Genomic DNA, 14,695 nt, shown 5'->3' with positions numbered 1-14,695 from the left:
CCATGGTCACGAATGAACGCAGACTAAGAACGCCACGTCCTGTGGCAACGTCTGCATGACCCCCATCCTCCCAAAAGCTTTCGCTTTTGGTCGTGCGATGATTATGCTGACGAAGCCTTCCTTGTCCTGGGGGCCTCAAGCACAAGCGAGCCTCACGGAAAGTTGTTCTTTACTTTTTGGGAGGATTGCCCTAAATGTGGAGGCGACTGCCCAGGGAAGACAAGCATAGGACTGCCCCTGCAAGACTTCTGGAAGGGGCTGGCTTATGTCTCGAGTCCATAGGAGCCTAAACCAGACAAGCTTGTGACCTCGAGGGGGTAGGTAGGCACTGGAGCTAGACAGGCATCAAAGTTCAAAGTTATACTTTCTTATCTTTAAAAAAGGAACCCCGCAAGGTTCCTTTTTTGATTCGGCTATTATTTCATTGAGATCCATACACTCTTAACTTCTGTATAGTTATCAAGAGCGTATGAGCCCATTTCACGGCCAATTCCGGATTGCTTATAGCCGCCAAATGGAGATGCAGCATCGAAAGCGTTATAGCAGTTCACCCAAACTGTACCAGCCCGGAGCTTATTGGCCACATAGTGTGCATTTGCAACATCACGAGTCCAAACTCCTGCAGCTAATCCATATTCGCTGTTATTGGCACGGTTAATTAATTCGTCAATGTCATCATAAGGCATGGCCGAAATAACCGGTCCGAAAATTTCTTCCTTTGCAATTGTCATTTCATCACGAACATCTGCAAAGATAGTAGGGGAGACGAAGTAACCTTGCTCCTGCGGCTTGTCGCCTCCTGCTACAAGCTGAGCGCCTTCGCTTAGGCCTTTTTCAATGTACCCGAGAACTCTGTTTTGCTGCTCAGCAGATACAAGCGGGCCAATTTCAGTGTCAGCATGAATTCCGGCGCCTTGCTTGATTTTTTTAGCATGTGAAGCCATGTCAGCTACAACATTATCAAACTGCTTCTTTTGTATAAATACACGGGAGCCGGCACAGCAAACCTGTCCCTGGTTGAACATAACACCGTTAAGAGCTCCAGGAATTGCCTTTGATAAATCAGCGTCCGGCAGAATAATGTTCGGAGACTTGCCGCCAAGCTCAAGCGTAACCCGCTTTAAAGTCTTTGAAGCATTGGACATAATCCGTTTACCTACTTCTGTAGAACCAGTAAACGCAATTTTATCTACCAGCGGATGGTCAACAAGCGGCTGGCCAGCTGTTTCTCCAAAACCAGGGACAATATTGATAACCCCTGGAGGGAACCCTGCCTGATCCATTAACTCAGCAAGATATAAAGCGGAAAGAGGTGTTTGCTCCGCAGGTTTAAGAACAACCGTACAGCCCGTTGCAAGGGCAGCACCCAGCTTCCACATTGCCATAAGAAGAGGGAAGTTCCAAGGAATGATTTGCCCCACTACACCAACAGCCTCATGGCGGGTATAGTTGAAGAATGGCCCGCTGACAGGAATAGTCTGTCCGACAATCTTCGTAGACCAGCCTGCATAGTAGCGCATATGTTCAATCGCCAAAGGAATATCGGCATTTGTTGTTTCACGGATTGGCTTTCCATTATCCAATGTCTCAAGCTGTGCTAATTCTTCACTGTTTTCTTCCATAAGATCAGCAAGCTTGTACATGAGGCGGCTGCGCTTAGAAGCACTCATTTTAGACCATTTGCCTTCATCGAAAGCCTTTCGGGCTGCTTTTACTGCCAGGTCAATATCTTCTGCACCGGCTTCGAAAACAGTAGCCAGAACTTCTCCTGTCGCTGGGTTATACGTATCAAACGTTTTCTGTGATTTGCTTTCAACAAATTCACCATTGATATATAATTTCTTCTTTCCGCTTAAGAACTTTTCTACCTTTTCTTTTAAACCTGCAGTTAACTGACTCATATAATTCCTCCTTAAAATAGTAGTCTATGTATTTCCATGCTGCAATACTTTAGAAGAATACTATTGGTAACGCTTACATAAATACTTTAACATTAATAAAAATATAAAATCAACTCTGAATTAAAATAATTTTCAGATAACGTTCGACAATTCTCGCCTGGCATCAAAAAAAATAGCATACCGGTAATCCAGTATGCTATCAGACTATTAAATTAACATTCCTGCAATTGCTGCACTTAAAAGAGAGGCAAGAGCTCCGGCTATTACTGCACGAATGCCCAGCTTGGCTATATCATTCCTGCGGTCAGGTGCCAGATTGCCGAGGCCGCCAAGAAGGATGGCCATAGACGAAATGTTCGCAAATCCGCAAAGCGCAAAGCTTACAACTGCAACAGTCTTAGGAGACAGGCTGCTGATTTCTGGAGCAAAAGCTGAGTATGCAACGAATTCATTCAACACAAGCTTTTGGCCGATGTAGCCGCCAGCCTGTACTGCCTCAGCCCAAGGGACTCCTACTGCAAATGCAAGTGGGGCAAAAATAAAGCCAAGAATCATTTCAAGAGTTAAGTTTTCTAGCCCAAAAAGTCCGCCTGCAAAACCGATGATTCCATTGATTAAAGCAACTAAAGCGATAAAAGCAAGAAGCATGGCACCAATGTTCAAGGCAAGCATCAAACCATCGCTCGCTCCGCGGGCCGCAGCATCTACGATATTGACAGATTGTGTATCTTTTTCAATGGTGATATCATCAGTTGTTTCAGATTTCTCAGTTTCAGGCAGCATCATTTTAGCCATGACAAGGCCGGCAGGAGCAGCCATAAAGCTTGCTGCAAGCAAGTATTCCAGTGGAACGCCAAGCAATGAATAACCAATTAGAACAGAACCGGCTACGGAAGCCAATCCGCCGGTCATGACAGCGAATAATTCTGACTTTGTCATTTTGCTGATGAAAGGGCGGACGATAAGAGGGGCCTCTGTCTGCCCGACAAAAATATTGGCAGCAGCAGAAATCGATTCTGCCTTACTTGTTCCAAGCATCTTAGCAAGGCCTCCACCAATGACTTTAATAATTATTTGCATGATCCCTGTATAATACAGAACAGAGATTAGGGAAGAGAAGAAAATAACAACTGTCAGGACCTGAAATGCAAATACGAACCCAACACCTGAACCTTCCTGGAACAGTCCTCCAAAGAGAAAGTTAACGCCTTCATTGGCATAACTTACAATGTCATTTACTGCAAACGTTAATTTTTCCAGTGCTTTTTTCCCAAGATCCCATTTAAGTACGGCAAATGCAAAGGCAAACTGAATGGCAAGACCGCCAAGAATTGTACGGAAATTGATCGCTTTACGATTTGAAGAAAGAAGGAAAGCTATTCCCAATACGGTCACAATTCCGAATATACCCCAGATAAAACTCATGTTGACACCTCATTTGTTGAATTTAGATTGATGAAAACGTTTTTACGAAACGTCAAAAATATAGACCTCTGATTAAAGAGGTTTGTGAATAGACGTCAGACATCTAACTTGATTACATGTCCATTTTAACATGAATCCGTTTGCAGTAAAGAGTTTTTTTCTTTCCAAATGAAATTGGTTGATTAATCACCTATTTATGATCATATTTTCGGCGATTTTTTTTCTTTCTTAAACATTAAAAATGGATGAAGTAACATGTGTTTTCGATTTTTTTTATTCCTCTGTAACATATGCCCATTCGGGACATACATCATGTTCATACACTGTCACTATATGTCAGGAGGTGTTAGAATGGGTGCAGGCGCAGGATATGGCGGCGGTTTTGCTTTAATCGTTGTCCTGTTTATACTTCTAATCATTGTTGGTGCTGCTTACGTTGGCTGGTAAAAATAGTGGATAACTGAACATTCTAAGCTGCTTAAAATCTGCCTTTAAAAGGGCAGATTTTTTGTTTTTTTCACATAGAGTTTGATTTGGATCGTATGATAATCGTTTTAATGTCCAAAATAAGGATAGTTCTTATTTTAGAAGGAGGGATTCTGCATGAATAAAAAAGACAATAATAATGGAACGAATATTGCTGGCAGATATTATGAGGCTGAGGATTATAAAAGAAATGACCAGCTTTCATCTGGACTCGCTACAACCCATGAGCAGGTAAGTGACACCTATATGGAAGGCCAGGCGGATGCGGTCATTGAAGATGTAGTTGGAGTGGATATTTCTATTCCCCGTAGAGGGTATGAGGAATAACAGATAGAAAGGAGGCACTTCAATGGCGCCGAGAGATGCTCAAGATGATCTGAACCAGTACAGAATGCCGGAAGTTCTCCGAAAAAAAAGAACTTCTTCCTATCGGGTGGGCTATCAGGCTACAACAGGGAATCAGACACCCGGTGAACCCGAAGCAGGCAAAAGGACAGATGAAGAAAATTAATCTTACCGCTGATTGAAATATTTTTTCAGAAAAGAGAAGAGCTTTCTTCTCTTTTTCATTGGGGACCCTGCATGGAAATATAGGTTGCTCAAATTCTTATCCCAACTAAGTTTAATGCCGGCATTTTGAGGAATAATCGTTAATAAAAAATGCTGAAGGGCGGTTAAAGCATGAATGAAGAATTACAGATAACAGGGCATAGACCTTTTCCGCTGCCTGATAAACCATGGGTGATGGAGCAAATATGGGATGATGTTCTGTTTGAACATTGGCCAGTGCCTGAAGAAATAATGGAGAAGCACATTCCATCACAGTTAACGTTGGATACATATAACGGAAAAGCCTGGATTGGAATAGTCCCTTTCTGGATCAGCAGAATGAGAGTCCGCGGCTTGCCGCCATTGCCTATGATGAAATCAATGAATGAACTGAATGTTAGAACTTATGTAGAGTATGGGGGAAGGAAAGGTGTGTATTTTTTCAGCCTGGATGCCGACAATTTTTTAGCTGTAACAGGAGCCAGAATACTGTACTTCCTTCCCTATATGAATGCCGATATGCAAGTTTATAAAGCAGAAGGAATCATTAATTATGAAAGCAGGCGAAAAAACGAAAATAATGAAATCGGACAATTCAAAGCTCAATATAAGCCGGCATCAAGACCTTTTAATTCACAGGAAGGGTCACTTGATGAATGGCTGACTGAAAGGTATTGTCTATGGGTAACAAAAGGTGACAACGTTTTTCGCGGGGATATTCATCATACAAAATGGCAGCTGCATAAAGCTTCCTGTTCGATACACGAAAATACAATGGCATCATTTTTGCCTGGCAAGTACTTGTTGGGAGAACCAATTTTACACTATTCCCCTCAAAAACATGCCTATTTTTGGCCTTTAACAAGGGAGTAGAGCCCTTGAATGATGCTGGCCATAATATTATTTCATTTCTTACAATACTTTTCTGCCAGCATTCTTTTTACTTCGTTATAGGATAATCCGGACTGGCTATTCACCTTTTAACCTCATCAATATCAGTTCCTGCGATAGTAAGATTTTCTTTCTTCTGTTGGCGGACCATTAAATAACCTCCTCTCCATATTTGTTTTTAACATTTTCAATAATTTTCCCGTTTCTTGTCCATACTAAGAAAAAAAGGGGGCGTTTCCAATTTTTTTTAATAAAAAAGGTCAAGATGATAAGCCAGAGGTTGTAATGCTTGACACAGAGGTATATTCCTGTAATAGCTGCAATGGCTGGATGAGAAAAGATTTTGCATCTTCAGATTTAAAATGTCCATTATGCGGTGATGAAACAACTGCCGAAATGAGGGAATTACCGCAAATTTTATAATCAGCAAATAAAGAAAGACTGATTCCTTACAGTCTTTCTTTATTTGTGTCAGTACTCTCCATATAATTCCTGAAAAGCCTCTTCTGCAGCCTTTTCAGAAGAAAACAGGGCATCATCTTCTTCTATTAAATGGAAGGACTCATTAAGAAACAGGGCTACTGCATTAGGGTCTTTTGGATGCGGAACAATTTCAGCAGGCCTTACGTTTGCTACACTTGGAGTGTGAGGATTATGGTAAATGACATATACCTCATCTCCCGATTTTACTTTTTTTGGATCAATTGTTTCCATGAGTTTCACTCCCCATTTATAGGTTTTCATTTTGCTGGCCGATTTCTTTTGCGCCTAGAATAGCATTTGCCGTTTCCAGCTGTTCATGTTCATCAACAGAATCCCCGACAGCATTTTTCAGATTCGGAAATTTGCCGTCATTTCCAATGGTAACCACCTTTTCTTTCGGTGCAGAAGTCAGGTATTTTTCATCCATTTCTTTCATGATTCACTAACCCTTCTGATATATTTTCGAGCAGCTTTCTTTAAAGTTTTCTCTCCAAAGTGATCTAATATTCAGCCATATAATCCTAATTCAAATGGGCAAGTTAGCTATAAGGCTAAAATGAGGTGATAAAAATGAATGCAACTAAAAGGCTGATTACAGCTATTCAAGCGGAAGCAGGCTCTCTCAGCGATCCACTTTGGTTTGACCGCATTATTGAAGCTGCCGGGAAAGCAAAATTTGTTTTATTGGGAGAAGCTTCACATGGAACATCAGAATTTTATTCTATAAGAGCAGAAATATCCAAGAAGCTCATTGAACGGAAAGGGTTCAATTGTATCGCTGTAGAAGGGGACTGGCCTTCCTGCTTTACAGTTAACAGGTATGTTAAAGGGTATGCGCCTATGAACCCCCTTGAAGCACTGAAGGGTTTTAACCGGTGGCCGACATGGATGTGGGCCAATGAGGAAATAAAACAGCTGATTACCTGGATTCATGATTATAATCAGCACATTAAAGAGCAAAGCCAAATGGCGGGTTTCTACGGCATCGACATATATAGCTTATGGGAGTCTATGGATGAGATCATAAAACTTCTGGAATCAAAGGGAGCAGCCGAGCTGGAAGCTGCTAAAAAAGCATTTGCCTGCTTTGAGCCATTTCACCGGAAGCCGGAAAATTATGCAGTGGCTGCAGAATTTTATGGAGATGCCTGCGAAAAGGAGGTTGCCGACCTTTTGCTGAAAATAAAAAACAAGTGGGAGGAAACCAATAATTTTGAAGAGGAATCATTGAACCTTTTGATAAACAGCCTTGTTGCGTTGAATGCAGAGAACTATTATCGGGCGATGGTAAAAGGCGGTCCTGATGATTGGAATATCAGGGACCATCACATGGTAAGTGCACTGGAGGAAGTATCGGAATTTTACGGAAAAGGTGCAAAGGTTATCGTTTGGGAACACAACACACATATTGGAGATGCAAGAGCAACCGATATGAAAGAAGAGGGGCTTGTGAATGTTGGGCAAATCCTCCGTGAAAAATACGGAGAAGATCAAGTTTTCGCATTAGGCTTTGGCACCTACTCAGGTACCGTTATAGCCGCCGAACAATGGGGGAGTGAAATGCAGGTTATGGAGGTTCCGCCCGCACAGGCGGGAAGCTGGGAGGATGCCCTTCAAATGGCTTGCCCCGGAGATAAAGTACTGCTGTTCAACGATGAAAATAGAGATCTATTCACAGATACTATAGGCCATCGGGCCATCGGAGTTGTATATAATCCTGAATATGAACAGTATGGTAATTATGTTCCCACTAAAATTTCTCTAAGGTATGACAGCTTTGTTTTTATAGAAAAAACGACTAACTTAAAACCGCTTAATTTGCCTATCAGAACACTTTAATACAATCAGAGGAAACACAAGAACCCCCTCCTTAAACCGGAGGGGGTTCTTGTTACACATAGCTGTTTTCCAATTCGTCCACCAATGCTCCAACATAACTTACTGCTTTGCGGATAGCGTCTGGCTTAGACATATCAATGCCGGCACTCTTGAGCAATTCAAGAGGTTTTTTCGTTCCTCCTGCTTTTAAAACATCAAGCCAGCGTTCTACAGCAGGCTGGCCTTCCTCCTGGATGCTTTGTGCCATAGCCGTGGATGCAGTCAAACCGGCTGAATAGGTATATGGGTAAAGTCCCATGTAATAGTGAGGCTGTCTCATCCACGTTAAAGCTGCCTTTTCATCCAATTCAACGGAATCTCCCCAGAATTCAGCAAGTGTTTCACATTTTTGATCCGAAAGTGTTTTTGCCGTTAATGGAACCCCTCGCTCAGCAAGTGTGTATACTCTTCGCTGGTATTCTCCTTCGAGAAGATGTGTAACAAAGTTGTGATAGTAAGTTCCAAGCAGCTGAAGAATAACCCAGCGCTTCATTCTCTTATCTTCAGTACCAGCCATTAAATGCTGGCCAAGCAGTAATTCGTTAAGTGTGGAGGGTGCTTCGACAAAATAGGTTGAAGGACGGGTATTCATTATGCGCTGATATTTATTGGCCAAATAAAAATGACCTGCATGCCCAAGCTCATGAGCGAGAACAAATGCACCCCGCATGGTGTCTGTCCATGTAATCAGGATGAATGGATGGGACCCGTACGGACTTGCACAAAATGCGCCTGTAGATTTACCGACGTTATCAGCTAAATCCACCCAGCGTTCTGTCAAGCCTTTCTTCATGATATCCGTGTATTCTTGCCCCATGACAGAGAGAGCATCTAATATTACTTCTGATGCTTTTTCAAATGTTGTTTCCGGATTGAACTCCGGATCAAGTGGAGCCTTCAGGTCACAAAAAAGCATTTTATCCAATCCCAGAACTTTTTTCTTCAGCTGAGCATATCTGCGCATATGGGGAGCGAGTTCCTTTTGGATAATGTCCAGCTGATTGTTATACATTTCCTCAGTTACATGCTGGGAATCAAGAAGCATTTGTGTGACTGAGCTGTATTTTCTCAGCTTCGAAAGCGTCACCTGCTTTTTTACCTCGGCAGAATATGCAGAAGCAAATGTATTCTTGTAGTTTTCCAATGAATCTGTAAACGAGGCATAGGCATTCCGTCTGATGGTCGTATCCGGCGAAAATTCATAGCGATCCTCGTAAAGAGCAAAAGAGTTGGGCAATTCGTTTCCTTTGCTGTCTTTAAAAAAGGCAAATGGCATGTCAGCAAGTTTTCCAGCCTGATAGATATTATATGGAGCACCAAATACTTCTCCCAATGCAGCCAGCGCTTCTTCCGTTTCCGGGGAAAGTCTGTGTCTTTTAGTTTCCAGCAGTTCTGTCAGCCCGTTTTTGAACGGTTCGAGGCCGCTTTCTTCGTTTATGTATTTTTCAATTAAACCCTCAGGCAGAGACAATAACTCAGAATCAATAAACGATAGAGTGGACGCAGCTTTTGCCCTTAAAGAGGCCATTAGTGATGAGTTTGCCTGATTGTCCGGATTTGTGCCATCTTCGGACTGGCGCAAGCTTGCATATGTGCCGGCCTGGACAAGACGAATAGAAAGCTTTTCCTGAGCGGAAAGGCAGCCAAGCAAAGCTTGCGGACCTTCATGGAGTTTTTCTTTGTATTGCTCAAAAACAGCAAGATCCTCTTCAATACTCCTCATCTCTTTATGCCAATCTTCCTCCAATGCAAATAAATCCTCCACTTTCCATGTGCGCTCTTTCGGTACCTCATGACGCATTAATCTGGTTATTGCTGTTTGAACCATATATCGTTCCCTCCTATTTCGATTCTCTAAATAAAGAGTTTATGGAACAATTATACAGGAAGAGGTGATATATTTATAGACTTTTCAAATAATTTCACATTATTCAGCATCCGCTTAGGTTTCTTAATAAATAAAAAGCGGAAGGACCAGGAAGCCTTCCGCTGATTGTGCTATTCCATTTTCTTTGACAGACAGCGATCACATTCCATCAAATAAGATTCAGCCTGTTCCTTAACTGTTTGGCCACACTCAGGACATACCTTTTTAGGAAGCGTTCTGAAGAATTCAACCGGACTTTTAATCATTACTTTTTCCTCCTTTTTATAATACAGTTTATTTTGTTTTCCTCTGTTGTAGTACAGTATATACCAAATATATTTTAATGTGAAGTGTTTCGAATAAATTTTTTAAAAATTTAATTTATTATTTTATCAGGCATAAAAGAGGGTTAAAATCTGCTCTTAAGCTTGTCAGTTTCAATGAGCTTCAGACTTTATTTCTCCCAGCCTCTTCCATGGCATGAACGATTCCATTACAATCATATTGAATAAAGTAAAAATAAGGGGGCTTAAAGCCTGCGATGACTGAGATGATTGTATCTTTTAATCCGATATTAATATTTGCGGCCGTTATACTGACCATTATGGCTTCCTATACAGCATTAGATCTATTTACTTTAATAAAATCATCGGAAAAAAATCAGAGATTCTTGTTCTTAGGAGGAACTTTTTCACTTGGAATCGGCATATGGATCATGAACTTCATTGGCATGGTCGCGATTAACATAAATGCTTCCGGAAGCTACAATATTCCGCTTACCTTATTATCCATGATTTTTGGCATCTCCTTTACCGGAATGGCATTTAATGCAGTAATCGGCCGACAGCTGAAGACAGGCAATCTTCTTGCGGGCAGCTTCTTTTTAACGATGGCAGTCCTATCCATCCATGTAACAGGAATGTTTGCTATCGGGATGAATGTGCAATTTGGCTCCATTGTATTTCTCATTTCCACCCTGATTATTTTTGCTTCTTTTTTATTTTCACTTTGGATGCTCTTTTACTCAAGAAGTCTTTCCTATTCAAGACATATATGGATAAAGCCTTTAAGCGCACTCATTATTGCCGGTGCCGTTGTAGAAGGATATTTTCTTCTTATCCGATCTTCCTCGTTCTATTCAAATGGGGAGATTAGCAGGGAGGGAGACTCTCCCGGGACTTTTCTGATTTTCCTGGTATTATTTGCAGCGATTCTAATCCTTAGCGGCCTCATTGCTTCAAGTACCCTAATGAGCAAGCGGCTGGAAGCAAGCGACACCAACTTACACGATATTCAGGCTGCCCTTGATGAATCATCTATTGTTGCTATTACTGATCCAAAGGGGATAATCACTTATGTGAATGACAAATTTGTTGAGATTTCCAAATATGAAGAATATGAACTAATGGGCAAAAATCATAATATCTTGAATTCAGGTTATCATCCGCCCGAGTTTTTTCACCAACTATGGAAAACGATTGGGTCAGGGGAAATATGGAAGGGTGAAATACGAAATAAAGCAAAGGACGGAAGCTTCTATTGGGTCGAAACTACAATTGTACCTTTCCTCAACAAAAAGAATAAACCATATCAGTATGTTTCCATCCGGACAGATATATCTGCCTTGAAAACTGCTGAAGCGAATCTTAAAAATTCCTTGAAAGAGGTTAACGATATTAAATTTGCTCTTGATCAGTCCTCCATTATTGCATTCACTGATGAAAGAGGGATCATAACCAATGTAAATGAGAGGTTTTGTGAAATTTCCCAGTACAGCAGGGAAGAGCTGATAGGACAAAATCATTCTCTATTAAACTCAAATCTGCATTCAAAAGAATTTTTTAAGAATTTATGGAAAACAATTGGCCATGGTGAAGTGTGGAAAGGGGAGATACGAAATAAAGCAAAGGATGGGTCTTATTACTGGGTTCATACAACAATCGTGCCGTTCATGAATGCAAACGGAAAACCTTATCAATACTTAGCCATAAGAAACGATATTACGGAGAGGAAAAAAACTGAAGAAGTGCTGCATCGGCAGGATAAACTGGCAGCAGTCGGCCAGCTTGCTGCAGGGGTTGCCCATGAAATCCGCAATCCGCTGACAACAATGAAAGGATATACAGAGTTCCTTCAACTGGATGAAACAAATGAAGAGAGACAGGAATACTTAAGCATCATTTTAGATGAAATTGACCGGGTAAATAATATAGTAGAAGATTTTATGGTTCTCGCTAAGCCGAAAGCCGCAGAACTGGAAGAAAGGGATATCATACCTATTATAAAAAATGTCATATCGTTTTTGGAATTCGAAGCCCGGAAACGGGATGTGAAAATTCGTTTCGAATATGAACGGGATATCATCCAGATTGAATGTGATGAAAACCGCCTAAAACAGGTATTCCTGAATTTTATCAAGAATGGAATTGAAGCGATGCCTGATGGAGGAGATATAACAATCAGAGCAGCTATCATAAATAACCAGGTACAGATCGCGATACAGGATACAGGGGTAGGAATACCGCAGGAAAAACTGAAAAATATCGGAGAACCATTTTTTACAACTAAAAAAAATGGGAATGGCTTAGGCTTGATGGTCAGCTTCAAAATTATTGAAAGCCATAATGGAAAAGTATTTATCGAGAGTGAATTAAATAAAGGTACGACATTCAATATTGTTTTGCCAGCGAAATCTGCCTAGCCAATCCTAAACGGATTGGCTATTTCATTAGAAATTAATTCCTGTCCTGCTTAAAAATAGTTACTTCTAATATTTGGATAAATTATTAGAACTTTGGTTAAAATACCATGATAAAAGGAAAAGTACCACTTTCTGTTTAAACTGCCCCTGACTTTGAAATGTGTTTGTTATGAGGCTGTTATATCCGTAACGTGATTATTATCTGTTTGTTCTTTTTTAGTAAAGATTCCATGTTATTATTATCACCGTTAGCTAAAAACGAGCTATACGGGAGGTTTTTACACATGAAAAAATCAATTTTAACTTTTGTAGCAGCTGCCGCAATTACCGGAACAGCAGGTGCGAATGTACAAGCAGAAGAAGTGACAGTAAAAAAAGGCGATACATTGTGGGATTTTTCCCAGTCTTATAATACACCCATTGACATGATTAAAGAATGGAACGGGCTGTCTTCCTCCATCATCCATCCGGATGATGTACTTAATGTATACCCTGAAAAGAAATACATAGTATCAAAAGGCGATACTTTATGGGATATAGCAAGAGAGCATAATATCACAGCTGAGGCAATCAAAGAATGGAACAGCTTGAGCTCTGAATTAATTCATCCGGACGATGAATTAATTCTTTATCCGGATGCTAAAGCTGTTAATGCTGCAGCTGCTCCAGTTCAGGCTGCTCCGGCAAAGTCCGAACAGCCTGCAGAAACAGCAGCTGCTCCAGAGCAAAAACCTGAACAGCCTGCAGTAAAACCAACGCAGCCAGCCGAAAAATCACAGCCGGCTCCAGAAGCAAAACCAGAGGCAGAGTCAAATCCCGAACAAGCACAGCCTGCTGAGGAATCAAAGCCTGCAGCTGAGCCTGCTAAACCTGCAGCGGAATCAAAACCAGCTGCCGAGCCTGCTGCAGAAAAACCGGCTGAAACTGCAAATGATGAAGCATCTCAAAAAGTACTGAATATGGAAGCAACAGCCTACACGGCTAATTGTGAAGGCTGCTCAGGTATTACTGCAACAGGAATCAATCTAAAAGAAAATCCGGATCAAAAAGTAATCTCTGTAGATCCTGATGTGATCCCGCTGGGAACTAAAGTCCATGTTGAAGGGTATGGAGATGCTGTCGCAGGAGACACTGGCGGAGCCATTAAAGGCAACAAGATTGATATCTTTATGCCATCTCAGGAAGACGCCATCAATTTCGGCAGAAAAACAGTTAAAGTTACGATTCTGGATTAATACTAGCCAAGAAGGCACCTATCCTGGTGCCTTCTTCTTTTACTCTTTATCATTACTTCCTTTTGCTTTTTCCTCCTGATGTACAAAGAAACTGTGGACTGGTTTTGCCAGCTGTTTTATGCTTTTTTCGAAGCGTTCAGTAAGGTGGGAGGCACGCTCGTAAACAATAGACTTTAAATGATCTAATTGCCTGCTGATTTTTTCGGTGATTGCCTCCTGGCGGTGTAAGCGTTCCATTATCGACTTGCTGGCCAGTTCCTGTTCACGAAGCTTCTTGTTTAATTCTTCTTTCATTTGCTCCTGCGTCTTAAACTTTTTCTCTGCTTCCTCCGAAAATGACTCGAACTGCTGATCTAACCGCTCCATTACTGTATTGTGGAATACTTCCTGGACATCAAGCTTTTTGCTTAAATCTGCTTTCATTTCTTCCTGTGCTTTAAAGTTTGATACAGCCTCTTCAGAAAACGCCTCAAATTTTTCAAATTTACGGGAAAGCGCCTGTGTTGCCGCTTCCTGACAGGAAACTTGTTCAAGTATCTTCTGGTTTACGGGCTCTTCATTTTCAAGAATTTCCAGAATCTCCTTATTTATTCCCTCCAAGGCAGCCAGCCTTTTATTCAATAAATCATTTTCCTTTTCGCGCTCATGCATCATTTCCAGAAAACCCGTTAAAAAAGCATCCTGCTTTTCAATCTTAGCTGTCAAATGCCCAATATGATTACTTTGTTTGCCAGCAGCACTTTTTACAAGCTTCCTCATATCAATAAACGAATCCTCAAGCTGAGTCTTCATCTCATCATAAGTTTCAGACAAGCGGGTATTAACGGTCTGCTGCTCTTTTATTACTTCCTGGAGGTAGTTGAGACGGTAAGTACCCTGATTGGAAACTGTGTCTGATTGGCTTAAATAAAGCTTAGGATTTACATCCTCATTTGATTTTTGTGCCATAGGAACACTCCTCAGTTTTCATCTTTTTTATAGCCTATGCCGGATCTTTGTGTGAGGGGTGGGCACTGTCCTATAAAGTGAAACTTCAATCAGTAGGGAGCTCTTTTTCCTCCACTTATCTTAGTCGCGTTCTAGTGTCGCTATAATCTCCACTAACGCTTCGATCAATCGACACTACGAACCCGATTGGTTCAACTAAGCCTCTGCCTGCGCATCGGAAAGTTTCACTGTATCTCACCAGTCGGGCCTTTACGGGCAGTTTGACTCTTATTAATCCTCCTTTGATTCCGCTGAGTCTTAAAATGGGAGTCTTACTGCCCGTAAGACTGCG

Annotated in this window: 15 protein-coding genes; 8 read left to right on the top strand and 7 right to left on the bottom strand. The window is 41.3% G+C overall.

What is annotated here, in order from left to right; genetic code table 11:
• Window positions 1-416 precede the first annotated feature (416 nt).
• Both PBF_RS15340 and PBF_RS15335 read right to left on the bottom strand, forming a co-directional pair.
• Entirely contained in the window at window positions 417-1,901 is a 1,485-nt protein-coding gene (locus PBF_RS15340; protein WP_035330817.1) for an aldehyde dehydrogenase family protein, read from the bottom strand.
• A gap of 207 nt (window positions 1,902-2,108) precedes the next feature.
• Window positions 2,109-3,326 (bottom strand): NupC/NupG family nucleoside CNT transporter, encoded by a 1,218-nt coding sequence (locus PBF_RS15335; protein ID WP_035330816.1) that lies wholly within the window; start codon window positions 3,324-3,326, stop codon window positions 2,109-2,111.
• 351 nt (window positions 3,327-3,677) lie between these two features.
• Between PBF_RS15335 and PBF_RS25490 the strand changes: the two genes are divergently transcribed.
• The 5 genes from PBF_RS25490 to PBF_RS25485 all read left to right on the top strand — a co-directional run bounded on the left by PBF_RS25490 (window position 3,678) and on the right by PBF_RS25485 (window position 5,675).
• Window positions 3,678-3,773 carry a YjcZ family sporulation protein gene (locus PBF_RS25490; RefSeq protein WP_076256549.1) on the top strand — a complete coding sequence of 32 codons (96 nt, stop codon included), beginning with the start codon at window positions 3,678-3,680 and terminating at the stop codon, window positions 3,771-3,773.
• Between the two features lie 156 nt (window positions 3,774-3,929).
• Window positions 3,930-4,139 carry a YozQ family protein gene (locus tag PBF_RS15330; RefSeq protein ID WP_035330815.1) on the top strand — a complete coding sequence of 70 codons (210 nt, stop codon included), beginning with the start codon at window positions 3,930-3,932 and terminating at the stop codon, window positions 4,137-4,139.
• Between the two features lie 22 nt (window positions 4,140-4,161).
• Window positions 4,162-4,323 (top strand): hypothetical protein, encoded by a 162-nt coding sequence (locus PBF_RS26515; RefSeq protein ID WP_200870055.1) that lies wholly within the window; start codon window positions 4,162-4,164, stop codon window positions 4,321-4,323.
• A 170-nt stretch (window positions 4,324-4,493) separates the two neighbouring features.
• Window positions 4,494-5,234: a YqjF family protein gene (locus tag PBF_RS15325; RefSeq protein WP_035330814.1), complete on the top strand. Its 741-nt coding sequence runs from the start codon at window positions 4,494-4,496 to the stop codon at window positions 5,232-5,234.
• A 258-nt stretch (window positions 5,235-5,492) separates the two neighbouring features.
• Window positions 5,493-5,675 carry a cold-inducible protein YdjO-related protein gene (locus tag PBF_RS25485; RefSeq protein ID WP_026041562.1) on the top strand — a complete coding sequence of 61 codons (183 nt, stop codon included), beginning with the start codon at window positions 5,493-5,495 and terminating at the stop codon, window positions 5,673-5,675.
• A gap of 48 nt (window positions 5,676-5,723) precedes the next feature.
• On the opposite strand, the gene PBF_RS15320 is transcribed toward PBF_RS25485, so the two are convergent.
• On the bottom strand, window positions 5,724-5,966 hold the full coding sequence (locus tag PBF_RS15320) for a transcriptional regulator SplA domain-containing protein (protein WP_035330813.1): 243 nt from the start codon (window positions 5,964-5,966) through the stop codon (window positions 5,724-5,726).
• A 16-nt stretch (window positions 5,967-5,982) separates the two neighbouring features.
• Window positions 5,983-6,171 carry a hypothetical protein gene (locus tag PBF_RS15315; protein WP_035330812.1) on the bottom strand — a complete coding sequence of 63 codons (189 nt, stop codon included), beginning with the start codon at window positions 6,169-6,171 and terminating at the stop codon, window positions 5,983-5,985.
• A 134-nt stretch (window positions 6,172-6,305) separates the two neighbouring features.
• On the opposite strand from PBF_RS15315, the gene PBF_RS15310 reads away from it, so the two are divergent.
• Entirely contained in the window at window positions 6,306-7,574 is a 1,269-nt protein-coding gene (locus PBF_RS15310) for an erythromycin esterase family protein (RefSeq protein ID WP_035330811.1), read from the top strand.
• Window positions 7,575-7,626: 52 nt separating this feature from the next.
• On the opposite strand, the gene pepF is transcribed toward PBF_RS15310, so the two are convergent.
• Window positions 7,627-9,441: an oligoendopeptidase F gene (gene pepF / locus PBF_RS15305; RefSeq protein WP_035330810.1), complete on the bottom strand. Its 1,815-nt coding sequence runs from the start codon at window positions 9,439-9,441 to the stop codon at window positions 7,627-7,629.
• Between the two features lie 170 nt (window positions 9,442-9,611).
• Window positions 9,612-9,746 (bottom strand): protein YhfH, encoded by a 135-nt coding sequence (gene yhfH, locus PBF_RS25480; RefSeq protein ID WP_009334590.1) that lies wholly within the window; start codon window positions 9,744-9,746, stop codon window positions 9,612-9,614.
• Between the two features lie 275 nt (window positions 9,747-10,021).
• Here yhfH and PBF_RS15300 point away from each other — a divergent pair, with 275 nt between their 5' ends.
• Complete coding sequence (locus PBF_RS15300) at window positions 10,022-12,181, top strand: PAS domain S-box protein (protein WP_035330809.1); 2,160 nt, start codon at window positions 10,022-10,024, stop codon at window positions 12,179-12,181.
• 284 nt (window positions 12,182-12,465) lie between these two features.
• Window positions 12,466-13,416, top strand: coding sequence for a LysM peptidoglycan-binding domain-containing protein (locus tag PBF_RS15295; protein ID WP_035330808.1), 951 nt, complete (start codon window positions 12,466-12,468; stop codon window positions 13,414-13,416).
• Window positions 13,417-13,455: 39 nt separating this feature from the next.
• Here the strand turns inward: PBF_RS15295 and PBF_RS15290 are convergent, their stop codons facing one another.
• On the bottom strand, window positions 13,456-14,364 hold the full coding sequence (locus tag PBF_RS15290) for a hypothetical protein (protein WP_035330807.1): 909 nt from the start codon (window positions 14,362-14,364) through the stop codon (window positions 13,456-13,458).
• Window positions 14,365-14,695 lie beyond the last annotated feature (331 nt).

The sequence above is a fragment of the Cytobacillus firmus DS1 genome (assembly GCF_000565285.1).
In the GTDB taxonomy this organism is placed as follows: Bacteria; Bacillota; Bacilli; order Bacillales; family Cytobacillaceae; genus Cytobacillus; species Cytobacillus firmus_A.
This window is presented reverse-complemented; position numbering and strand designations above follow the sequence as displayed.